Here is a 23,483-nt window from a genome sequence, read left to right on the forward strand (position 1 = left end):
TCTTCATTAGCTTGCTTAGTTAACGTTCCCATTTCGGAACGGGCCAAGCACGCAGCCAGCAATGGAAAGCGAGCCCATGAGCCTGAAGCCCCCCTTATTGACCCGCAGACGGCTGCTTGCCAGCGCCGCCGCGGGCCTCAGCCTGATATCTACCGGCGCCTATGCGCGTGTTCTTGATGGGACCGCACCGTGGCAGCCCTTTGCAGCCAATCCGCCCGAACAGGGTTGGACCGGCACATGGCGGTTTTTCAACGAGGCCGAGGCCCGCACCATTGGCGCGATGGCCGATAGGATGATCCCGGCCGACGATCTGTCGGTCTCGGGGCGCGAGGCGGGCTGCGCCGAGTTCATCGATGGCCAGCTGGCCGGAAGCTATGGCACGGGCGAGAAGCTCTATATGCAGGGCCCGTTCAAGGAAGGCACGCCCGAACAGGGCGACCAGCTCCCCTGGACCATGGCCGAGCGCTACCGGATGGGGCTCGCCTCGCTCTCGGAATATTGCCGCAAGACCTATTCCAACGAGTTCGCCGATCTGGACGGAGAGACGCAGGACGAGGTGCTGAGCGGGCTCGAGACGGGCGATATCGCCCTCAGCCCGATCCCGTCCAAGACTCTGTTCTCCGATATCCTGAACAATGTGATGGAGGGCTTCTTTGCCGATCCGCTTTATGGCGGCAATCGCGATATGGCCTCTTGGAAGATGCTTGGCTTTCCGGGCGCGCGCTATGATTACCGCCCCTACCTTATGAAATACAACGAGAAACTCGACCTAGAGCCGGTCTCCATGGCAGGCCGCGCAGCATGGCAAACGGAGGCGACCCAATGACCGGACCAGCAAAAAGACTTCCTCATACGGATGCTGTTGTCATTGGCCTTGGCTGGGCCGGATCGATTATCGCCAAGGAAATGGTGGATGCGGGGCTCGATGTCGTGGGGCTCGAACGCGGCGGGTGGATCGAGACGGGGGTGGATTTCAACATCAACACCGCGCCCGACGAGCTGCGCTATGCCCGCCGTCAGGAGCTGATGCTGCAGACTGTGCAAAACACCGTGACCGCGCGCAACAACAGTGCGCAGGAGGCGCTGCCGATGCGCAAATGGGGCTCGTTCCATCCCGGCAATGGCACGGGCGGCGCGGGGCTGCACTGGGCAGGCATCACATGGCGCTTCCAGCCCGAGGAGTTCCGCCTCGCCTCGTATCTGAGCGAGAAATATGGCGATGAGGTCGACCCGAACCTGACGTTACAGGACTGGGGCACGGACTGGTCGGAGATGGAACCGGCCTATGACTATTTCGAGCGCATCGCAGGCGTCTCGGGCAAGGCCGGCAATATCAATGGCGAGATCCTCGCGGGCGGCAACCCGTTCGAGGGCGCGCGCACCCGCGATTATCCCACCGGACCGACGATCCCCACCTATGCGCCCAAGCTCTTCGCGCAGGTGGCCGAGGATCTGGGTTACAAGCCTTTCCACACGCCCTCCTCTATCCTCTCGGAAGCCTATACCAATATCTACGGCATGCAGATGGGCCCCTGCACTTATTGCGGCTTCTGCACCAATTACGGCTGCGCGAACCTGTCCAAAGCCTCGGCCATCACCTGCGTGCTGCCTGCGCTTGTGCGCCAGCAGGGCTTCACCGCCCGCACCCGCTCGGAAGTGCTGAAAATCGAGACCGATAGCACCGGCACCAAAGCCACTGGCGTGACTTTCGTCGACTCCGACGGGCAGGAATGGTTCCAGCCCGCCGATATCGTGGTCTCCGCAGCTTTCACCTTCGAGAACGTCCGGCTGATGCTCCTGTCGGGGATCGGCACGCCCTATGATCCGGCCACGGGCAAAGGCCAGACAGGGCGCAACTACTGCTACCAGACCGCCAATAATGTGCGGCTCTTTTTCGACGACAAGGAATTCAACAGTTTCATCGGCGGCGGCGCCATCGGCATGGCCATCGACGAGACGAATAATGACAATTTCGACCATTCGGGCCTGGGCTTCGTGGGCGGCGGCTCGACCCGCGTGGGGCCGATCGGCGCGCCGCCCATCGGATCGCGTCCCGTCCCCGAGGGCACACCGAAATGGGGCAGCAAATGGAAACAGGCCACGACCGAGAACTATAACCGCTCCATGTCGATCGGCTGCGAGAGTTCCTCCTATGCGCAGCGCGGCAATTACCTTTCGCTCGATCCCAATTACAAGGACCGGCTGGGCAGACCGTTGCTGCGCGTCACTTTCGACTTCCCCGAAAACGATCTGAGAATGTCGCAATATGTCACCGACAAGATCGAGGAGATCGGGCGCGCGATGAACCCGCGCTCGATCGAGCGCAACGCGATGACGGGCCATTGGAACACCGTGCCCTACCAGTCCTCGCATGTGGTGGGCGGCTTCGTGATGGGGGCAGATCCCGAAACCTCGGGGACCAATAAATACCTCCAGAGCTGGCAGGTGCCCAATCTCTTCGTGGTCGGCGCCAATGCCTTCCCGCAAAACCCGGGCTACAACCCCACGGGCACGGTAGGCGCGCTGGCGGTGAAAGCCGCATGGGCCATCACCCGCGACTATCTCAAAGCACCCCATCAACCGCTGGTGCAGGCATGAGGAGCGCGCTGATGAAACCCGTTCTGATCGCCGCGCTTCTGGCAGGCACCGCCGCCCACGCGCAGGATTTCAACGCCGTCGAGAAAGGTCGCAAACTGGCGATCACTGCCGATTGCGCCGCCTGCCATACGGGAGATGCGGGAGAATTCGCAGGAGGTGTGCCGCTCGAGACGCCCTTCGGAACGCTTGTGGGCTCGAACATCACCCCCGATCAGGCCACGGGCATCGGGCGCTGGACCAAGGAAGAGTTCCGCCGCGCGGTGAAATCTGGCAAGGCCGCCGACGGACATCTCCTCTATCCGGCCATGCCCTATACCGATTACGCCAATATGACCGATGCCGATGTCGATGCGATCTACGATTATCTACAGACGGTGCCTGCGGTCCACAACGAGGTCGAGGAGAACCAGCTGCCCTTCCCGCTCAATATGCGGGTGGCGCTCTATGGCTGGAACCTCGTCAACCAGACCGATGCGACCTACGAGACAAACCCCGACAAATCTGAGGAGTGGAACAAGGGGCGCTATATCGTCATGGGGCCGGGCCATTGTGCTGCCTGCCACAGCCCGCGCAATCTGACGGGCGGCGAGAAGACGGGCGATGATTTCCTGACCGGCGCGACGCTCGAGAACTGGCATGCGCCCGATATCACTGCCGATCCGCGTCTGGGCGTGGGCGGATGGTCGGAAGACGAGATCATTGCCTATCTCAAGACCGGCCATAACGCCTATGATACCGCGTCGGGACCGATGGCCGAGGAAGTAGCGCTGTCTTCGTCGAAATGGAGCGATGGCGATCTTGCCTCGGTGGCGGCCTATCTCAAGGAAGGCGAGGTGGACGCGCCCGCCTCTGCCAAAGCGCCCGACCCGCTCGATGCGCAAAGCGCCAGTATGCAGGCGGGGGCCGCGATCTATGGTGACCGGTGCTCGGCCTGCCATGCGGCGGATGGCAAAGGGGTGGCGGGGCTCTATCCAAGGCTCTCGGGCGCCCCACTGGTGGTGGCCGATGATCCGACCAGTCTGGGTCGTGTCGTGCTCGCGGGGTCGCAGGCGGGGGCGACGGCTGCGGCGCCTACAGGCCCCGTGATGCCCAGCTTCGGTGCAACGCTCGATAATGCCCAGGTGGCCGCCGTGCTGGATTATATCCGCAACTCGTGGGGCAATGCCGCGCCTGCAGTGGATACGGGCGACATGGCCAGCCTGCGTAAGGATCTGCAAACGCAGTAGCACCGGAGGGCGTGGCCGGTCTGCAGTGCGAGGATGGGGCGCACAGGGGTGAGCAGCGCGACACGCCCGGTCAGCGAGGCGTCATGCAGGTGGAAATCCACCAGCATGGACAGCCCCGTGCCGGTCGGCAGCGCAGTGCCTTCGGTCGCCATCGGACCCGACCTGCCGCCCCTGCCGGTGTTCGGGGTCTGTGCTGCGCTATGGGCCAGCCCCAGCCCCAGCGCAACGCCAAGGGCCTCCTTGCCGTTAATCCCGCCCTCGGCGGGACGCCTATGAAACCGCTAAGGAATTATCCTCGTTCAGCATTTGGATGGCATCATCGGTCAGAGACGGGCTCTGCCGAGAGCCGGCTTTCGCGATGGACCAATCCACATGGCAGCCCTCGGCCCCCATGATCCCCTTGTCAAATGGCTAGACCGGCAGGCTCTGCGGGACGCGTTCTGCCCCCGGATCCGGGGCGGGGGTCACTACCGCGCCTGTGCGGAAGTAGCTCTGCAAATTGCGCAGCACCAGCGCCTCCATATCACGCCGTGTCTCTTTGGTGCCTGACCCGATATGCGGCAGGAGCACCACATTCTCGAGCGCAAGGAATGCCTCGGGCACATGCGGCTCGTCGGCGAAAACATCGAGCGCCGCTCCCGCGATCCCGCCTCCGGCCAGCGCCCCGAGAAGGGCCGCCTCGTCCACCACCGAACCGCGCGCCACATTGATCAGATACCCCCGCGGCCCCAGCGCCTCGAGCACCTCGGCCGAGACCATCCCTTCGGTCGAAGCCCCGCCCAAGACCGTAAGCACCAGCATATCCGCCCATGCCGCCAACTCGACCAGAGAGTCCTCATAAGCCCATGGTTGGCCGATCTTCTCCATCCGTCCGGTATAGCGGATCTCCATGTCGAATGCGGCCGCGCGGCGGGCCACCGCCTGCCCGATCTGCCCGAGCCCCACGATCCCCAGCCGCTGTCCGCTGATCCGCGTGGCGAGCGGGAATTTCTCGCGGCTCCAGCGTCCGGCCCGCACGAAGCGCTCCGCCTCGCTGATCCGGCGCGCGGCGTCGATCATCAGCCCGAGGGCCAGATCGGCCACGCAATCGCTGAGCACACCGAAGGTGCCCGCCACCTGAATGCCGCGTGCACGGCAGCTGGCAAGATCGATCCGGTCAAGCCCGACCCCGCGGCACGAGATCACCTCCAGATCGGGCAAAGCCGCCAGTAGGTCATCGGGGACGCCCACCGGCGCCGAGGTCGCGATCCCGCGAACCGGAGCGCCGGAGTCCGCAAGCGCGGCAAGCGGTGTATCGCATTCCCATAGTCTGAGCACATCGAACTCTTCGGCCAGTTGGGCATCAAGACCCGGCGACAGCGCACCGGTCTGCAATATTCTGGGTTTCATAGCGGCTGTTCCGTCTGTGAAGTAAAAGGGGATGGTCGGAAAGCCCGCCCGCATCCAGCGCATGGATGCGGGCAGGCCCAGGCACTCACGCCTCGCGGCGGCGCGCCTCGGCTACCGGCTGCGCACGCTTGTGTCGGCGCAGACCCAGCTGTGCCCAGAGCGTGTAGATCACCACGATAAGCGTCATAACAAGGATCGTGCCCGAGATCGGCTCGGTGAGGAAGGGCAGGAAACTGTCCTGGCTTTTCTGCAGGCCACGACGCAGGTTGGTCTCGATGATCGGGGCCAGAATGAAGCCCAGAAGCAACGGGGTCGTGGGTAGCCGAGCCTTTTTCATCGCATAGCCCACCAGACCGAAGGCCAGCATGGTCCAGACATCGAACATGCGGTTGTTGATCGCATAGGCGCCGATCACACAGAGCGAGACGATCACCGGCAACAGAATATTGCGCGGCACCGCCAGCACCTTCACGAAGAAGGGCAGCCCGAAGAACAGCGCCCCCAGCATCGCCACATTGGCCACCACCAGCGCGGTGAAGATGCCATAGACCAGCACCGCATCATTATCGAACAGAAGCGGTCCGGGGGTAATGCCATGGATCATGAACCCCGCCAGAAGGATCGCGGTGGTATTGTCGCCCGGTATGCCCAGCGTCATCAGCGGCACCATCGCCCCGCCCGTCGAGGCATTGTTCGAGCTTTCCGAGGCCACGATGCCGTCGATAATGCCGGTGCCGAATTTCTCGGGCGTTTTCGAAGCTTTACGCGCCGCACCATAGGCGATGATATTGCAGACTGCGGCGCCCAGACCCGGCAGGATGCCAATGGCCACCCCGATGGCCGAGGAGCGCAGCGCGTTCCATGTCTGGCCCAGTGTTTCCTGCAGCGACAGCCCGAAACCCCTGATCGGATGGCGTTTGAGTTCCTCGGCACTGACCGCGCCATCGGTGTCGCCCTCGGCATAATCGAGCACCTGCGAGATCGCGAACAGCCCGATCAGCGCCGGCAGGAGCGAGATCCCCGCATCCAACTCGCTGATCCCGAAGGTCAGGCGCGGGAAACCGGTGATCGGCGCCATGCCCACCAGCGCGACCGAGACCCCGAGCACGGCGGCAATCGTGCCACGCAGGAGCGAATTGCCCGACAGCCCCGCCACCAGCGTGAGCGAGAAGAGCGCGATGGAGAAATACTCGAAGGGCCCGAATTGCAGCGCCACATCCGCAAGGAAGGGCGAGAGGGTAAAGAGCACCACAAGGCTCAGCATGCCCCCGATGAAGGAGAACACGATCCCGATGCCGAGCGCCCGCCCCGCCTCGCCGCGCGCCGCCATCGGCGCCCCGTCGAAAGTGGTGGCGATCGAGGCGGGCGTGCCGGGGATCTTGAGCAGGATCGCCGAGATCAGCCCCCCCGAGGTGCCGCCGATATAGAGCGCCATGAGTAGGGACAGCCCCTCGACGGGGCTCATACCGAAGGTGATCGGCAAGAACAGCGCCACGCCCATCGTCACCGTCAGCCCTGGAACGGAGCCCACGATAATGCCGACGATCGTGCCGCCAAGGATCATCAGAAGGGTTTTCAGCGTCAGGACGGAAAGAATACCGGTAAGTATCATCGTTGGGTTCCTTTCGGCTCAGCCGAGCAATCCGGCGGGGATGGTGACCTGAAAGACATGCACGAACAGCGCATAGCTGCCCGCAGCCACTGCCACGGAAATCCCCAGATAGAGCGGCAGACGCGCGCGCCGGAAGGGCGAGATGATCAGGATCTGGACGAAGATATAGAGGGCCGAGCACAGGATATAGCCAAGCACCGGCAGCGCCGCGACATAGGCCAGCATCAGCACCAGCGACACGATCACCGCAAGGCCGCCACCGATGAGCGGGCGGTCCTCTTTGGGGGTAGGCGCATCGCCCTCAATCGGGCGGGGGCGGAATGGCGCTGCTTTCGGCCTGCGGACATCGCCCAGCAGCAAAAGCGCGCCCAAGGCCACGAGAAGCACCGCACAGAGCTTGGGCATGAAGTCAGCGCCCACGGCGGAGCGACCGAATTCCATGAAATCGAGGCTCGAAAGATACAGGCCGATCCCGAGCAGGATCATAGCGCCGCCTGTCAGCGCGTTATGGTAACGGAACATGGTGGATCTCTCCCGATCCGCGAACATGCGCTCGCGGCTATGTCACAGCAGGCACCGGCCGGGCGCAGAGGCTCCGGCCGGTGGGGCTATCGGGGGCGCTCAGTTGCCCTGCTTGAGAAGGTCAGCGTATTTCGCGTAGATCTCGCGCTGGCCTGCGGCATAAGCCGCGCTGTCTGCGGGGCTCATCCATGTGGGCGTCACGAAGATCTTTTCCGCCTCGGCCTGGTAGTCTGGGTTTTCCACGACACGTTTCATCGCGGCAGAGAAGATCTCGACGGTCTCCTCGGGCGTGCCTTCGGGCATCGCGTAGAAGAAGAACTTGTTAAAGGCGAGCGGATAGCCCTCCTCCGCGGTGGTGACCACATCGGGGATCAGCGGATTGCGCTCGGGCGAGAGCAGGCCGAGGCTCACGAAATCACCCGAGGCAAAGTAATCGCGCGCCAGACCATACTGGATGTTGATCATATCGGTCTTCTTGCCCTTGAGCGCGACCATCTTGGCCGAGTTGCCGCCAACATCGACCATATTCAGCTTGATCCCCATCGCCTCTTCCAGCGCAAGCCCCACCAGATGCGGATAACCGCCCGTCAGGATCGCGAATTCGACCTCGCCCGGATGGGCTTTGGCATAGGTGGAGAAATCGGCAAGACTTTTGTAGGGCGCGTCGTTACTGACGGCGAGAACTGTCGTATTGTCCAGCACACCGATCCCCGCCATCTCGAAATCCGAGAGCGTGATGTCGGACATGCCCATCAGCTCGGGGATCATCGATTCATTGTGGTAAAACAGAACCGTCTGGCCATCCGGATCGGCATCGCGCACGCGTTTCATGCCGATCGTGCCGCCTGCGCCCTTCACATTGACGATAACGAAGGACTGACCCAGCTCCTTCTCCATATACCGGCTGAAGAGCCGCGCATTGAGATCGGTATCACCGCCCGCGCCGACCGGCACGATGACTTGGACGGGTTTGGGCGGATAGCCTTCCGCGTAGGTGGCCGAAGACAGGGCAAAGCTGCCCGCCAAGCCGATCACCAGCTTGGCAGCGAATGTTTTCAAAGACATGTTTTTCCTCCTCTAACGCGCCGGACCAACCCTCGCCGACAGTTTCCTCCCTCTGTCGGCATGGGCCCGCGCGACGATAATCTCCGTCGGGCGATACGGCGCTACCCGCAAGACTATCAGCGTCGCGGAGATTTTACCTTCCAAGAATGGATCGATGTGATACATTTTTTGTATCGAATTCATGGAGGGAACAATGGCCTCGGAAAAATTCGAATTCTTCCAGCTGCGCTGCTTCGTGGCGGTGGCGGAGGAGCTGAATTTCCGGCGAGCGGCGGAGCGGCTGAACATGACCCAGCCGCCTTTGTCGCGCCAGATCCGGCTTTTGGAACATGCGATGGGGGTGACGCTGTTCGACCGCAGCAAACGGCAGGTGATGCTGACCCCTGCTGGTGCCAATCTTCTGGTCAGCGCCACCGAGATCCTGCAGCGCGCCGAGTTCGCGCTGCTCTCGGCGCGACAGGCCGAGCGGGGCGAGTTGGGCGCGGTATCGATGGGCTTTGTGCCCTCGGCGGGGGTGGGATTCGTGCCCGACATCGCCGCGGCGCTCACCCGCGAGATGCCAGATGTGCGGTTCCGGCCCGCCGAGATGATGAGTTACGAGATCGTCGAGGCACTGATCAGCGGCCAGCTCGATCTGGGGCTGACCCGAAGCCCCGGGCGTCGCGGCGAACTGAATGCGCAGCTCGCCGTCAGCGAACCTTTTGTCCTTGCCCTGCCTGCAGGACACCGCCTTCTGGCGCGTGACGAGATCACGCTGTTCGATCTGGATAGTACCGATTTCATCGCCTATTCCTCCGAGCGCGGTGGCGCCCTGCGCAAGATACAGGATGCGCTCTTCGCCAATGAAGGGATCAGCCCGAGGATCCGCTTCGAGTTGAGCCAGACCCATTCGATCCTGCATTTCGTCAATCGCGGCCTCGGGATTGCACTGGTCCCGCGCAGTTCGATGCAGTTGTCCCTCGACGGGCTGCGCTACCGCCCGATCGCCATCGGAGACAGGTTCCGCTCCAAGATCTACCTGTGCAGCGGCCCGAAAACCCCCTCTGTTCTGCTGGCAAGGGTGGTCGAGGTCATGATGCGGGCCCTGACCCACCCGAATGGATATCTCCGGAGTGATCCACCTGAGTGAGCAGCTCGCGACAGGCGCGCGCCGCATGTCCAGCTTGTGTGATAATAGTTGGAAAAAGACGAGATATTTGCCCTTTTTCGAGGCATATCTGAATATTCACACCTAATTTTTCTGAATTGATCTGTATATGCGTGGAAATGTGTGGAGAAATATTGCAATGAAGGCGGGCAGCAGGACCGCTTATCCCCACCGCTCGCGCCGGAGACACCCGCCATGACCCAGCCCTCCCCGCCCAGATCCGCACTCCCCTCACCTATCCTGATCGTCTGCGCCGCGGCCATGTCGCTGGCACTGGCCATGGGGATCGGGCGCTTTGCTTTTACCGCGATCCTGCCGGTGATGATCGCGCAGAACGCGCTTGATCTGAAGCTGGGCAGCACCCTCGCCTCCGCCAATTATCTGGGCTATCTCGTGGGAGCCTTGGGATGTATGACCATCCCCTCCCGCCAGTCCAGCGCGCGTATCCTGCGGCTGGGGCTGCTGGCGACCGTGCTGGCATCGCTTGCCATGATCATCCCCTCCCCCACATTATGGATCGCCCTGCGCTTTGCGGCAGGGGTGATCAGCGCGGTAACCATGGTGCAGACGGCGCGCTGGTGCTTCCTGTCGCTTGCCCATCTGCAGCATGCGAAACTCGGCAGTGCGATGTTCACCGGCGTGGGGCTCGGCATCGGGATCTCGGGGCTGATCTGTATGGCGATGATCGCAGCCGATCTCGACTGGCAGAGCCTCTGGGTCAGCTTCGCGCTGATCGGCTGTCTGATGGCGGGATTTGTATGGTCTGTCGCCACGCCCGCGCGCGAGGCCCTGTGCACACCCGCCTCGGCCCGTGCACAGCCCGCCGCACAGGCTACCGCGCCGCGCCCGCAGGCCAGCCGTGCAAGGCTTGCGCTCTTCGTGTTGGCCTACGGGCTTGCAGGCTTTGGCTATATCATCACCGCCACCTATCTACCGCTGATCGCCCGGATCGAACTGCCCGGATCGGCGCTTGTCGATTTCTTCTGGCCGCTCTTCGGTTTTGCCGCAGCCCTCGGCTCGTTCCTGGCTACACGCCTGCATGACAGGCTGCCGCCACAGAACATCCTGATCCTGTGCTACCTGATGCAGAGCGCGGGCGTGATGTGGACCACATTCCGCCCCGATGCGACGGGGCTGGCGGTGGGCGCGCTTCTGGCGGGCCTGCCCTTCACGGCAATCAATTTCTTCGCGATGGATGTGGCACAGCGCCTCTATCCCAACCGCGTCTCCCAACTGATCGGACTGTTGACGGCGGCCTATGCGATCGGGCAGATCCTCGGCCCCGCAACGGTGCAGCTGGTGCTGCACCATGTCAGCGATCTGCAATCGGGGTTCAACCTGTCGCTGCATATCGCGGGTGGGGCGCTGCTGGCAGGGGCTCTGGGCTTTGTGGCTCTGGGTGTGCTGCGCCGCGTCTATGGCCCCGTTAACGCTACGCTCACCCGTAATTGAGCCGATCTGAGGGAAATCCCCACCCGCGCCCTTGCGTTTTGGCGCGCGGGCACCGAGCATCGGCTTGATCCGAGATGTTCGAGTGGAAGGACCGTCCATGCCCCGCAACCGGTATTACAATGGCCCGACCTCCGCCCATTTCGACGGGCTGCGCTTCCACTCCGCGGGCCTGCGCACCGACCGGAGCCTGCGCGAGATCCTTCGATGGAAGCGCAACGGCCAGCGCGCACAATGGCCAGCCCATGTGCCTGTCACCCCGGTGCAGCCTCCCGCGCGCAGCAATCAGGCGCGGATCACCATGGTCGGCCACTCCTCGACCCTGATCCAGATCGCAGGCCTCAATATCCTCACCGATCCGGTCTGGTCGCATCGTGCGAGCCCGGTGCGCTTTGCCGGCCCCAAACGCGTCATCCAGCCCGGCATCCGTTTCGGGGATCTGCCGGAGATCGACATCGTCCTGATCAGCCATAACCATTACGACCATCTCGATATTGCCACGCTGCGCCGTATCGAGGCGGTCCATCAACCTCTTTTCATCCTGCCTCTGGGGACCGATGCAACACTTGCGCCTGTGGTGCCGCGCGCACGCCTGCGCAGTGGCGACTGGCATGACCGGATCGAGGCAACGCCGGAATGCCGCATCATCCTGACCCCCGCCCATCACTGGTCGGCCCGTGGTCTGGGCGACCGGCGTATGGCGCTCTGGTGCGGGTTCTGGATCGAGACGGCAGCGGGCCGGATCTGGTTTGCCGGAGATACGGGCTATGGCGACGGGGCAATCTTCCGCCAGATCCATACCGATCACGGCGCCCCCGACATCGCGCTGATCCCGATCGGAGCCTATGCGCCGCGCTGGTTCATGGCGGAACAGCATGTGGGCCCCGAAGAGGCTGTGCGGATCTTTCAGGATGTGGGCACGGCCCATGGTCTGGGCATCCACTGGGGGACTTTCCAGCTCACCGACGAGCCCCGTGAGGAGCCCGTCACCCTATTGGCGCAGCATATGGATGCCGCGGGCATAGCGCAGGAGCGGTTCCGTGCCTTCGCGCCTGCAGATGTATTCATCAGGCCTTGAACGCGGCAAAGCTCAGCCCAGCACGGCAGTGGCAATCCATAGGCACAGGCCGAAGGACAGATGCGCCGAGAGGGTCTTTGCGAAACTCGCCCAAGGGTCGGGCGCATTGCGCCCGCAGATCCCTCCACCCATTGCGGGCTTCATGAACAGAAGCGGTGCCGCCAGTGTAAGGATACCGTAAATCGCCCCCGCAAGCGCCGAATTGGGCAGACGAGGCAGCGCCAGAATGGCCAGATAAATCACCGCATAGGCGATGCCGATCACATAGTGGAAAGCCCAGCCAAGCGCGTTCTCGTGCCGCACCGCCGGACGTTTGCCGATAGCCGCATCGATCACGCGGCCCTCGCGGGCGATGCCCACGACCCAGCGGCCCACCTTGCCCCAATGCGGACGGGAGCCATCGAAATAGCGCAGGAATCCGTATTGCCACAGATCCGCAAGGGCTGTGGCAACAAGGCCGATCAACAGGGTGGTCACAATCATCATCCGCTCTCTCTAGCGCAGGTGCTCACACATGCGCCAGTGCCCATTCCCAATCGGGTGACAGCATCTGCCGCCGTGCGCGCATCAGAAGCGTGCGCGAGTATTTGGCGAAATCGAAGGCGATGGGGGAGTTCAGGCTCTGATGCACGGCCCACAGCCCCCAGCGGGTGATAGCGATCCCGATATAGAGATAGGTGCGTGCCAGAGCCTCGGGACGGACCTTCCCCTCATACATCTCGAGAATGGAGGAAATCCCGTGCAGATCATCGAAGAAGATCTCGAAGCTGAACATCGCCACATCCCAGTAAGGGTCGTTGGCGGCGGCATATTCCAGATCGATCAGGCGGATCTCGCCAGCCTCGTTGCGCATGTAGTTCGAGATATAGGCATCGTTGAGGCAGCCCACGAGATCGATCCCTGACGCCTTGATCGCAGCGCCCGCACGCCGCGCCTGCCAGAGCATCTGCTCCAGATCGCGTGGCAGAAGGGGCGAGTCATTCGTGCTCTCGCGGGTCACGGTGCGGGCAAAACTCTCGAACTGCTCGAGCCCGGTATTGGCCTTCTCGAGCATCAGATCGTCATGGATGTCCTTATAGGCCGTCATGATCTTGGCGCGGATCTCGGCATCCTGCGCATCGAGCACCGAGCAGCTGCGGAAGCCCTGAAGGAACTCGTGGACCTCCAGCCCCTCGTCATCATCATGATAGATGACCTGCGGCCCTACCCCTTTGGCGGCGGCGATCTTGGCCGCACTCAGCGCGGTATGACGGTCGATATAGGCACTCGTGCCCGGACCGTGCTGCTTGACGAAGAACATCTCGCCCGAGGTGTTATCGCGCACGCGCCAGTTGATATTGGTGATGCCGCCATTGATGCGGAAGGGCGTGAGATCACGGCCCTCGAAATGGGGAACCTTGGCAAGCGCCTGAGTGATGTCGATCATGCTTGGGCCTCCCGCAGCAATCGGGCCATGTCATTGGCAGAGATCTGGGTGCGCAGCCGGACCAGCCGGTTGGCGGCATATTTGTAAAGCTCGGGGCCGTGACGTTCGGGGAAAACCTCGCCCAGCATCAGCTGCATGGCCCAAAGCGCATCATCGAGCATGCCGTAAAGCTTCAGCCGCGCCATCTGCGGGGCGGTGGCAGGCGCGCCGGTATAGGCCGCGATAAAGGCCTCGCGGTCCTCGTCATCGGCGCAGATCTCCTGCGCCATCGCCCCGAGATCGCGCCAGATATCGCCCATTGTCGCCCGGTCGAAATCGATCAACTGCACCGATTTCTCCGGCCCGATCATGATATTCGAGAGCGCGTTCTCCCCATGGCAGGCGCCCGGCTGCATGGGCGTTTCGCAGGCTTCAATGATCCGCTCGACCCAATCGGTAATCTGGTCCCATCCCATACGGATGGTCACCGGCGGGACAAGAACCGGATGACGGCGGATCTCCTCAAGAAGCCGCGCGAACTCCTCGCGCAGCGGGATCGCACCGGACAGCGTCGCCCCCTCATGGAACCGTTTCTTGGCGGCCAGCACTGCCGAGAAGATTTCGGGATCGAGCATATCGATCAGACCCGCTGGACGCCAGTCTTCGCCCAAGCGGACAAAGCCCATCGTCTGCGAGACGTCATCCGCGCCCAGAAGGTCCGGCGTCACCCCGAGGGCCGCCGCGGCCCGAGTGGCCTCCACCGCGCCTGCAAACCCGTGCGGCAGGAAGATCCCCTGATAGAAGCTCTTCACCAGCGCAGCCTGCCCCCCGATGATGGCAGGACGGGTCAGCCCGTCGAGCCCCTGATGCATCGGATTGGCAATGGCCGGCAGGCTGTCACCCGCAGGTTCGGCACGCAGTGCCGCAAGCCCCGCGGTTTCCCTGTCTGACAAGGGAGGCAGGGGGGCGCCGTTTTGCGTAAGACTGGCTTGCGTCATGCACGATCACTCCCCGACGGTTTGCGGAAACGGCTTGAGCGGACCGCGGGCTGCCTCATAGGCGAGGCAGGCGCTCAGGATCGCCGCATCCTCGCCTTTCGCCCCGATCACCTGAAGCCCGACGGGCGAGGTGCCGGCAAAGCCGCAGGCGACCGTCGCCGCAGGCTGGCCCGTCTGGTTGAAAAGCGCGGTGAAGCCAACGCCCCGATGCGGAAACTCGGGATCGGCCGATGTAAATTCGGCGGGATAATTGGCGACAGGCATTGTGGGTGCCAGCACCAGATCATAGGCATCGGTTGCCCGATTGACCGCGAGCGCGGCCTTTTCCACTGTCGACAGCGCCTTGGCGAAGTCCCGCGCGCTCATCGCATCCCCCTTGTCGCAGCAGCGCGTCAGGATCGGCAGCATATCGCCGCGACGGTCTTCGGGCAGGCCAGCGCGCTCGGACGCGGCCTTGACCGCGAAATAGCTCGTCAATGCCTCGAGGAACGGGAAAGGCACGGGGTTGTCCATCTCCGTCACATCGGCGCCCAGCCCTTTGAAGACCTCCGCCGCCTTGCGGATCAGCGCCTCCACCTCCGGTGCGGGGGCATCGCTATCGCCGATAGAGAGCATAAGGCCGATACGCTTGCCCTTGAGATCAGCCGGCGTCAGCGTCGCGGGAATGTCCATACCCGGCTCGTAGGCTTCGGCATCGGGTAGACCCAGCACCGACATCATCAGGATCGCGTCACTGACATCGCGGGTGATCGGACCCGCGGCACGGTCACGGCTATAGGGCAGATGCGGGATCGCACCAGCCGTGGGTTTGAGCGCAAACAGGCCGCAATGGGTCGCGGGAAGACGGACCGAACCGCCGACATCCGAACCTACCGAAATCGGGGCAAGCCCAGCCGCCACGGCTGCGGCCGGACCCGCCGAGGACCCGCCGGTATTGAGCGACAGATCCCATGGGTTACGGGTCACCCCATTTGCAGAATTCACACCCGCACCGAGGAAGCCCATATCGGGCATCGTGCCCTTGGCGAAGATGATCGCACCGGCCTCGCGCAAGCGGGCCACGGGCGGGCAGTCCTTGGTGTCGGGAGCTACATCGCGGCGCGCCTTCAACCCGCGCAGCATGACCATACCTTTCACGGCAAAACTGTCTTTGATCACGCAGGGCACGCCGTCGAGCGGTCCCATCGGTGCGCCCGCTTTCCAGCGCGCCTCCGATGCTTCGGCCTGTGCCATCGCGCCTGCCGCATCGACCTCATAGAGCGCGTTGATCTTCGGATTGACCTCATCAATGCGCGTCAGAAGCGCCGTCATGACCTCCACGGGCGAAAGCACGCCGCTTTTATACTGCTCGATAAGTTTGGTGGCGGAGAAATCCCACATAGAGATTGGCCTTTCTTATACGCTCCGGACCGGCCTCTGTGGCGGTCGGCAAACGGCCCACTGGGGGCCGGTGGAATTTGGCGGGGCCTGCCACGGGGACGGGCAGGCCCCATAGGACGCCCTCAGGCGGGTTGGCGACAAGCCGCGATGCGCGCGAGCATGGCCGCGTGCAGCTCGGGCGTGGCCGAAGCCAGCACATCGCCCTTGGACGTAAGGCCCAGCGGCGCGCCGCTCCAATCGGTGATCACACCGCCCGCGCCCTCGATGATCTGCACCGTGGGCAGATAATCATAGGGCTGCAGGCCGATCTCGAGAACCATATCGCAATAGCCCGAGGCAAGCAGGCCGTAATTGTAGCAATCACCACCGAAGCGTAGGAGATGGACCGCCTCGCGCAGCGCCTCGTAGACCGGACGGGTCTCGCCGAAGAACAGCTCGGGATCGGTCGTGTAGGCACGCGCCTCGGCCAGATCGGTGCAGCCGCTGGTCTTACAGACCTGGCCGTTGAACGTGCTGGGCTGGCCTTTCTGCCCCTGCCAGCGATCACCGAGGGCCGGCATGTCGATCTGGCCCAGATAGGGCGCGCCGTCGCGCAGGCGGGCAATCAGGTTGCCGAAGAGCGGGTGACCGGAGACGAAGGATTTGGTGCCGTCGATCGGATCGACAACCCAGATATCGCGGGCATCGAGCTGCGTTGCCGCCTGTTCTTCACCGAAGATACCGTCTTCGGGGAAGCGCTTGGCGATCTCTTGGCGCATGAAGGCCTCGATCTCGCGATCGGCGACGGTCACGGGCGAGCTGTCGGCCTTGTCATCGACCTTGAGGTCACTACGGAAGTAATGCAGCGCCTGCTCGCGCACGGCATCTGCGACAGAGGCGGCAAAGGAGAGTTCGGGCGAGGAGGTCATGGTAAGTGTCTTTCGTTGCGTTCATGTGGAGTTTTTAGGATTATTTGTGGAATCGCAAGAACAGACTTGGAAAAAATGGCGATTTTCCTCATCTGCTAAAATTACAGGCAGTTTATACTGTGCCAGACACTGCTTTATGGGCTGCAGTGATGCAATTTAGGTGAGAACGCCGCCAGAAGACGCTCCTGCCACATGCAATTTGTGGACTTCCTGCGGCAAACGCCCTTATGAGTCGGTTAAGTAAGGAGATGCCAAATGTGGTCCCATGAAAGACACTCGAAAATCCTGCAACTGCTTGAGCAGGAGGGTAAGGTTGCCACCAATCTTCTGGCGGACCGCTTCGATGTCTCGCGCGAGACGGTGCGGCGCGACCTTCTGGAAATGGAACGCAGCGGTGTTCTGAAACGGGTCCATGGCGGGGCCGTCACCCAGGAACAGGTCGAACCCGAGCCCGCCTTCGAATCGCGCGTCTCGCAATTCACCGACCAGAAACAGGCCATCGGCGAGCTGGCGGCGTCTTTGATCCCGCAAGGGTCCACCTGTTTCATCGACGCCGGCAGCACGACCACCGCATTCGCTCAAACCCTTGCCAGAAAAGGCGATTATAGGGTCATAACCAACTCCTTCGACATAGCGCGGCAAATGACGAAGGGGCGCAATTGCGACACGCTTCTGCTGGGCGGCACGCCTCATGTGGATGTGCCCGCCACCTATGGCGAGTTGACACTTTCAGAGATCGACCGCTTCCGTGCCGATTTCGCGATCATCTCGCCGGTGGCCATCGACCAGCTTCGCGGATTGACCAGCTATGAGCTTCATGAAGCTGAGGTCGCCCGCAAGATGATCCGCAACGCGCATAGCTGCATCGTGCTGAGCCATTCGGCCAAGCTGAACACCGAAAGCCGTGTGGGAATCTGCCGCCTCGACGAGGTCGAGCATCTGGTGACCGACAGCCATGCCGCACCGTTCAAACTCCCTCGCGGCGAGACCCATTACGCCGAACTCGGCTGAAATTATCCCGATTTGCACATTTGGCGCGGAATTCTGTTATGAATTCCGCGCCTTTTTCATGCCAGACATCCTCATTCAATAAACTTCTTGATTGAATATTAGACAGAAGCCTCGCAATCGCCTAATTTTCCAACACACAGGGCAATCGGTCTGGCAATTCTCGCACTACGCCCGAGAATCTCTTGACCGTTTTGTGGATCAATGTGGAAATGAAAGGCATCTGGAGTGTGGATTAGCAAATTGCCACAATCCAGCACATCATAAAAAACCGGAGACGACCGCGGTCCGATCTACCCGCGCACACCCATCTCCGGCATGAACAGGGAACGGATCTTATGGCTCTCAATCGCAGAACCTTTCTGAAGTCCACCGCGGCCTTGCCGCTGGTTTATGCCATTCCGGGCACCGCGGCATTTGCGGCCGAACCCGGCCATGTGCGCTGGCTCAGCCCCGAAAACACCACCGGTAACTGGGATCCCTCGGGCAACACGACCCAGGCCAATATCCGTTGCGAATTCCTGACCTATGACTCGCTGCTGCGCTATCCGATGGTGCCGGGCGATGATGTCCTCAAGCCCGAACTGCTTCTGGTCGAGAGCTATGACATGACCGACGGGCACACCGTCGATTTCGTCCTCAAGAAAGGCGTTAAGTTCCACGACGGCTCCGAGCTGACCGCCAATGACGTGAAGGCCTCGCTCGAATATTACAGCCGCCCGGGCATCGCGCGGGCCTTCTATCCGGGACCCGTAGGCGTCACCGTTAAGGATGATTACACCTTCACCGTCTCGGTTCCCGATTTCCCTGCCCACTCCTTCCTCTTCCTGCAGGTATATTCGCCGATCCTGCGCGCCGCCGACATCGCCGAGCCCGCCAAACTGCAATCGGGCATGAACGGCACCGGTGCCTACCGCTATATCGGCAGCTCTGCCGATGGCCACAGCTTCGAGCGCTTCGCCGATTACTGGGGGCCGCTGAACGAGGACGTCCAGAAGATCACCGTGCGCTACGTGCCCGATGGCAACGCCCGCATGCTCGCCCTGATGTCGGGCGAGGCGGAGATCATCGAACGTCTGGAGCCCGAACAGTTCGCGAGCCTCTCGGCGGAATCCAATGTCGCCACCCAGAAGGTGAACTCGGTCGAGAACCGCTACCTGCATTTCCGCTGCAACAAGCCGCCCTTCGATGATTATCGCGTGCGTCGTGCCGCCGCTGCGGCCATCGACCGCGAGGGCCTGCTGTCGCTTGTGGGAGATGCGGGCTATGCCGCAGATAGCGTTCTGCCGCCGATGAAACTGGGCTATACCCATCAGGAAGATTACGGCAAGTTCGACCCCGAGCTGACCCAGAAGCTGCTGGCCGAGGCGGGCTATCCGAACGGTCAGGGTCTGCCGCCGATCGAATATATCACCTCCACCGGCTTCTACCCCAAGAGCAAGGAAGTCTCCGAGGCGATTGCCGCGATGTTGCAGGCGCAGGGCTTCCCCGTCACGCTGACCGTGATGGAAGTCGCCGCATGGAATGATAAATATTACAACGTCAATGCCGGCAACATGATCGACGGTGGCTGGGCGCCCGACAGCCCCGAGCCGAATATCCAGATCATGCTGCAATACTACTCCAAGATCGGTCTGGTTACGGGCGTGAACGAGCCCGAGCTCGATGCGGTCCTGCTCAAGCAGGTGTCCGAGACCGATATGGACAAGCGCGCCAAGATCATCAGCGACGAAGTGCTGCCGATGGTCGCGGAGAAGATGCCCAATCTGGTGCTCTACAACTCCAACATGATGATCGCCACTTCGGCCGCGCTCAAAGGCGTGCGGATGACCGCGGCAGGCGATCTGGATATGACGCAAGCGACCCTCGCCTGAGGTCCTTTTTCCCCGAGGCCATCCTCCCGCGAGGGTGGCCACTCTGACAGCGACTGCGAGGAGTTCCATGATAGCTATCGTCTCGTTTCTCACCCGACGCCTTTCACAAGGTGTTGCCATCATCCTCCTCGCAGCACTGATCGTTTTCACGCTCCTGCGCATCGGTCCGGGCGATCCCGCACGGATGCTGGCGGGCGGCCTCTCCGATCAGGCCAGCGTCGACGCGCTTGCCAAGGAAATGGGGCTTGATGACCCCTTCCTCGTGCAGTTCGGAAAATATGTCGGTGGCATTGTCCTGCATGGCGATTTCGGAAAATCCTATGTCCGCTCGGAATCCGGTCTGGCAGGAAGTGGCGGCGACAATCCGACCGCCGGTAAGGCCGATGTGATCGGTCTGATCGCGGCACGCCTTCCGCTGAGCCTCGAGCTTGCCGCGCTCGGCATGGGGCTGGCGCTGGTGATCTCGGCTCCAATCGGGATCTGGGCAGGGCTCAACGCGGGCCGCATGCCCGAAGCACTGACCCTGATGGGCTCCTCGATCCTCGTCTCGATGCCCAGCTTCTGGATCGCGGGGCTTCTGGTTCTCCTTGTCTCGATCAAGCTGCAATGGCTTCCACCAGTGGGCTATAACGGCTTCAGCTATATGATCCTTCCGGCCATTGTGCTGGCCATCGAAATGGCCCCCATCTTCATCCGCACATGGTCCTCCGCCATCTCGTCGATGACGCGTCGCGATTTCATTCAGGTAGCGCCTGCCCGCGGTCTCGACCGTCGCACCATCTTCACCCGCCATATCCTCCGCGGCGCGGCCGTGCCTTTCATCAACACGCTCGGCGTAATGCTGACCGGCCTGATCGGCAGCCTTCTGGTGATCGAATTCGTCTTCGACTTCCCCGGACTGGGCAAACTGACCGTCGAGGCTGTGCTGCAGCGCGACTTCCCGCTGGTGCAGGCCATCGCCATCATCATCAGCGCCTTCTTCGTGGCGGTCAATATTGCCGTCGATTTCGTAAGCGGCCTGTTCGACCCGAGGCTTGAATACTGATGACACTCGAAACCACCAATATGACCCCCGCCAAGCCCAAGACCAAAGAACTCGCCATGGGTCGCCGAATCTGGCTGGCCACACGGTCCTCGCCGTGGTTCCTGGGCGGTGCAATCCTCTTCGCTGCCCTGCTGGTTCTCGCCTTCGTTTCGGTCTTCGTCTTCAATGTCGACCCGACCAAGATGAATTTCGTGGCGAAATTCAGCGCGCCTTGGGGCTTCGAGGGCTCAAACCCCGACTTCCCGCTCGGCACCGACCAGCTGGGACGTGACATGCTCTCGCGTGCCCTGGTGGGCCTGCAGATCACCTTCGTGATCGGCGTGGCCGCAACCTTCCTGTCCTTCGTTATCGGTTCGGCCGTGGGGCTCTATGCCGGCTTTGTGGGCGGCAAGATCGACCAGCTCCTGATGCGCGTCGTCGATATCCAGCTCTCGATCCCGCCGATCATCCTGGCGATCACCATCCTGGGTCTGGCTCGGGCCACACCCGCGCTGATCATCTCGGTTCTGGTGCTGGCGACATGGCCTAACTATGCCCGCCTGACCCGTGCCAGCGCGCTGGCCGAGCGCTCGCAGGAATATGTCCGTGCCGCCCGTGTGCTGGGCGCAGGCGATATCCGCATCATCCTGTTGATGGTCGCCCCCGTCGCGCTGCCGCCCATGGCCTTTGCCGCCGTGTTCGACCTTGCCCGCATCATGATTTTCGAATGCGTGCTCGATTTCCTCGGCATCGGCCTCCAGCCGCCGATCCCGACGCTCGGGTCGATCATCGCCGATGGCCGCAAATACCTGATGAACGCATGGTGGGTCACCGTCCTGCCCGGCCTGTTCCTGATGCTGCTCCTGCTCTCGCTCAACATGATGGGTGTCGCTCTGGAACGTGCCCGTAACGCCGTCTTCGAAGGAGAGAAATAATGTCCGATCCCCTTCTCAAGGTTTCCGGTCTGAGCATTACCAACACCGCCAACCCTGCCCTGCCGCCGATCCTCGACAACCTCTCGCTCGAGGTTGCCAAAGGCGAGGCCGTGGCCATCGTCGGCCGCTCGGGCGCGGGCAAAAGCGTGCTGGGCCGCGCATTGGTCGGCTGGATCGAACGGCCGCTGGGCCTGCAATCGGGCCGTATCGAGATCGCGGGCGAGGACATCCTTGCCGCCCGCGGCGGTGATCTGCAGCGTCTGCGCGGCACCGGCATCGGCTATGTCGGGGCCGACCCGACCCGTGTGTTTGACCCGACGCTGAGCGTCGGCACCCAGATCGCCGAGAAATACCGCATGCTGCGGCCCGAGGTCTCGATGAAGGAGGCGCTCGAACGTGTGCATGAACTCTTCGATCTGGTACGGATCCCGGAGGCGCGCCACCGGATGGACGAACTCCCCTCGAAATATTCGGGCGGCATGATCCAGCGCGCGGCGATCGTGGATGCGATCATCGGCGAGACCAAGGTCGTGGTGGCCGACAACGTCACCCAGCCGCTCGATGTGACGGTGGCCGCCCAGATCATCCGGCTCTTCCAGGATCTGCGAGAACGTCTTGGCACGGCCTTTGTGTTCATCACGTCCTCTGTGCCGGTCATCAAGGATTTCGCCGACCGGATCATCGTCATGGATGAAGGCCGCGTGGTCGAGGAAGGCCCGACCCAACAGCTGATCGATGCGCCCAAGACCCAGCAGGCAGAAACCATGATCGCGCAGAGCCCGCGTATCTGGGGAGCACAGGCGCCCGAGAGCCTGTCGGCGGCCGATGTGATGAACCGCCCGCCCGCGCTGGCCATTACCGGCCTCAAGCGCAGCTATAAGGTCCGCCGCAAGGACAGGCTCTTTGGCAAGGTTGAAGTGCAGGCCGTGCGCGGCGCCGATTTCGATGTCTATCCGGGCGAAAGCCTTGCGATCGTGGGGGAATCCGGTTGCGGAAAATCCACGCTGATGCGGCTTCTGACCTGGCTTGAGGCCCCTGACGAGGGTTCGGTCTCCTTCGAGGGGCGCAATGTCGGAGCCTTCACCACCAAGGAACGGTTTGATCTGCGCGCACAGTTGCAGCTGGTGCTGCAAGACCCCTATGGCTCGATCCCCGCGCATTGGACCATTGGCCGCACAATTTCGGAATCGCTCAGGCTCCACTCAAAGCTCGGGGGTAAAGAGCGCCGCGCCAAGGTCGAGGCCACGATGGCCGAGGTCGGGCTGGACCCGTCACTGCATGACAAACTGCCCAGCGGGTTGTCGGCAGGTCAGCGCCAGCGGATCAACGTGGCCCGTGCCATCGTTCTAGAACCCAAGGTGCTGCTTCTCGACGAGACCTTCTCGGCGCTCGACCCGATGGAACAAACGCCCCTCATCGAGCTCTTCCGCCAGCTGCAACGCGACCGCGCGATCACCTGCATCTTCATCAGCCACGATCTGGCACTGGTGCGGCGCGTGGCTTCACGGGTGGCGGTGATGTATCTGGGGCGGATCGTGGAAGCGGGCCCCAATGACGAGCTGTTCCTGAATCCGCGCCACCCCTATACGCGCGCGCTTCTGTCGGCGGCACCCACGCTTGAGGCCTCGCCCTACGATCCTGCGGAATGTCTGGTCGATGGCGAACCGCCCTCGCCGATCCGCCTGCCCCCCGGATGTGCCTTTGCCGAACGCTGCCCGGCCGCACAGGCGAAATGCCGCGAGAGTGACCCGCACCTGCATACGGCCGGAGAGCGCATCCGCGTGGCGTGCCATTTCCCGCTCGCGCCCGATAAGGTCGTCAAATCCGAGGCTATACCGGCAGAATAATACCACAGGACGCCGCCC

At 62.5% G+C, this 23,483-nt stretch carries 20 protein-coding genes; 11 read left to right on the forward strand and 9 right to left on the reverse strand.

Annotation, left to right across the window (positions count from 1 at the left end; translation table 11 throughout):
• The first annotated feature begins 76 nt into the window (after positions 1–76).
• The 3 genes from VSX56_RS11260 to VSX56_RS11270 are packed head-to-tail and all read left to right on the forward strand — an operon-like array spanning position 77 to position 3,824.
• Entirely contained in the window at positions 77–826 is a 750-nt protein-coding gene (locus VSX56_RS11260; protein WP_339115526.1) for a gluconate 2-dehydrogenase subunit 3 family protein, read from the forward strand.
• Positions 823–2,598, forward strand: coding sequence for a GMC family oxidoreductase (locus VSX56_RS11265; RefSeq protein ID WP_350937136.1), 1,776 nt, complete (start codon positions 823–825; stop codon positions 2,596–2,598). The genes VSX56_RS11260 and VSX56_RS11265 overlap by 4 nt, the downstream gene beginning before the upstream one ends.
• Positions 2,599–2,609: 11 nt before the next feature.
• A complete protein-coding gene (locus tag VSX56_RS11270; protein WP_350937138.1) occupies positions 2,610–3,824 on the forward strand; it encodes a cytochrome c in 1,215 nt (404 codons plus the stop codon).
• Between the two features lie 411 nt (positions 3,825–4,235).
• Here VSX56_RS11270 and VSX56_RS11275 read toward each other — a convergent pair whose 3' ends face one another.
• From VSX56_RS11275 to VSX56_RS11290, 4 genes are all read right to left on the reverse strand, one after another.
• Positions 4,236–5,213, reverse strand: a complete 978-nt coding sequence (locus tag VSX56_RS11275; RefSeq protein WP_350937140.1) for a 2-hydroxyacid dehydrogenase — start codon at positions 5,211–5,213, stop codon at positions 4,236–4,238.
• 85 nt (positions 5,214–5,298) lie between these two features.
• Positions 5,299–6,825, reverse strand: coding sequence for a tripartite tricarboxylate transporter permease (locus VSX56_RS11280; protein ID WP_350937142.1), 1,527 nt, complete (start codon positions 6,823–6,825; stop codon positions 5,299–5,301).
• A gap of 18 nt (positions 6,826–6,843) precedes the next feature.
• Positions 6,844–7,347 (reverse strand): tripartite tricarboxylate transporter TctB family protein, encoded by a 504-nt coding sequence (locus tag VSX56_RS11285; RefSeq protein ID WP_350937144.1) that lies wholly within the window; start codon positions 7,345–7,347, stop codon positions 6,844–6,846.
• Positions 7,348–7,446: 99 nt separating this feature from the next.
• Complete coding sequence (locus tag VSX56_RS11290; RefSeq protein ID WP_350937146.1) at positions 7,447–8,412, reverse strand: tripartite tricarboxylate transporter substrate binding protein; 966 nt, start codon at positions 8,410–8,412, stop codon at positions 7,447–7,449.
• 193 nt (positions 8,413–8,605) lie between these two features.
• Here VSX56_RS11290 and VSX56_RS11295 point away from each other — a divergent pair, with 193 nt between their 5' ends.
• From VSX56_RS11295 to VSX56_RS11305, 3 genes are all read left to right on the forward strand, one after another.
• Entirely contained in the window at positions 8,606–9,541 is a 936-nt protein-coding gene (locus VSX56_RS11295; protein ID WP_350937148.1) for a LysR family transcriptional regulator, read from the forward strand.
• 213 nt (positions 9,542–9,754) lie between these two features.
• Positions 9,755–11,011, forward strand: a complete 1,257-nt coding sequence (locus VSX56_RS11300; protein ID WP_350937150.1) for a YbfB/YjiJ family MFS transporter — start codon at positions 9,755–9,757, stop codon at positions 11,009–11,011.
• A gap of 97 nt (positions 11,012–11,108) precedes the next feature.
• Positions 11,109–12,086, forward strand: coding sequence for an MBL fold metallo-hydrolase (locus VSX56_RS11305; protein WP_350937153.1), 978 nt, complete (start codon positions 11,109–11,111; stop codon positions 12,084–12,086).
• Positions 12,087–12,098: 12 nt separating this feature from the next.
• Here the strand turns inward: VSX56_RS11305 and VSX56_RS11310 are convergent, their stop codons facing one another.
• The 5 genes from VSX56_RS11310 to VSX56_RS11330 form a co-directional block, all read right to left on the reverse strand.
• On the reverse strand, positions 12,099–12,572 hold the full coding sequence (locus tag VSX56_RS11310; RefSeq protein WP_350937155.1) for a DUF2938 family protein: 474 nt from the start codon (positions 12,570–12,572) through the stop codon (positions 12,099–12,101).
• Positions 12,573–12,594: 22 nt separating this feature from the next.
• Positions 12,595–13,512: a choline/ethanolamine kinase family protein gene (locus VSX56_RS11315; RefSeq protein ID WP_349295008.1), complete on the reverse strand. Its 918-nt coding sequence runs from the start codon at positions 13,510–13,512 to the stop codon at positions 12,595–12,597.
• Positions 13,509–14,489 (reverse strand): phosphotransferase family protein, encoded by a 981-nt coding sequence (locus tag VSX56_RS11320; RefSeq protein WP_350937158.1) that lies wholly within the window; start codon positions 14,487–14,489, stop codon positions 13,509–13,511. The genes VSX56_RS11315 and VSX56_RS11320 overlap by 4 nt, the downstream gene beginning before the upstream one ends.
• Positions 14,490–14,495: 6 nt before the next feature.
• Entirely contained in the window at positions 14,496–15,869 is a 1,374-nt protein-coding gene (locus tag VSX56_RS11325) for an amidase family protein (protein ID WP_350937160.1), read from the reverse strand.
• Between the two features lie 122 nt (positions 15,870–15,991).
• Entirely contained in the window at positions 15,992–16,777 is a 786-nt protein-coding gene (locus VSX56_RS11330) for an inositol monophosphatase family protein (protein ID WP_339115513.1), read from the reverse strand.
• Between the two features lie 255 nt (positions 16,778–17,032).
• On the opposite strand from VSX56_RS11330, the gene VSX56_RS11335 reads away from it, so the two are divergent.
• From VSX56_RS11335 to VSX56_RS11355, 5 genes are all read left to right on the forward strand, one after another.
• Positions 17,033–17,788, forward strand: a complete 756-nt coding sequence (locus tag VSX56_RS11335) for a DeoR/GlpR family DNA-binding transcription regulator (RefSeq protein WP_339115512.1) — start codon at positions 17,033–17,035, stop codon at positions 17,786–17,788.
• A gap of 335 nt (positions 17,789–18,123) precedes the next feature.
• On the forward strand, positions 18,124–19,659 hold the full coding sequence (locus tag VSX56_RS11340; RefSeq protein WP_339115511.1) for an ABC transporter substrate-binding protein: 1,536 nt from the start codon (positions 18,124–18,126) through the stop codon (positions 19,657–19,659).
• 67 nt (positions 19,660–19,726) lie between these two features.
• Positions 19,727–20,704 (forward strand): ABC transporter permease, encoded by a 978-nt coding sequence (locus VSX56_RS11345; RefSeq protein ID WP_339115510.1) that lies wholly within the window; start codon positions 19,727–19,729, stop codon positions 20,702–20,704.
• Complete coding sequence (locus VSX56_RS11350; protein ID WP_339115509.1) at positions 20,704–21,618, forward strand: ABC transporter permease; 915 nt, start codon at positions 20,704–20,706, stop codon at positions 21,616–21,618. Before VSX56_RS11345 ends, VSX56_RS11350 begins: the two co-directional genes overlap by 1 nt.
• Positions 21,618–23,465 carry an ABC transporter ATP-binding protein gene (locus VSX56_RS11355; protein WP_350937164.1) on the forward strand — a complete coding sequence of 616 codons (1,848 nt, stop codon included), beginning with the start codon at positions 21,618–21,620 and terminating at the stop codon, positions 23,463–23,465. The genes VSX56_RS11350 and VSX56_RS11355 overlap by 1 nt, the downstream gene beginning before the upstream one ends.
• Positions 23,466–23,483 lie beyond the last annotated feature (18 nt).

The organism is Thioclava kandeliae, assembly GCF_040297545.1.
GTDB classification, from domain to species: Bacteria; Pseudomonadota; Alphaproteobacteria; order Rhodobacterales; family Rhodobacteraceae; genus Thioclava; species Thioclava kandeliae.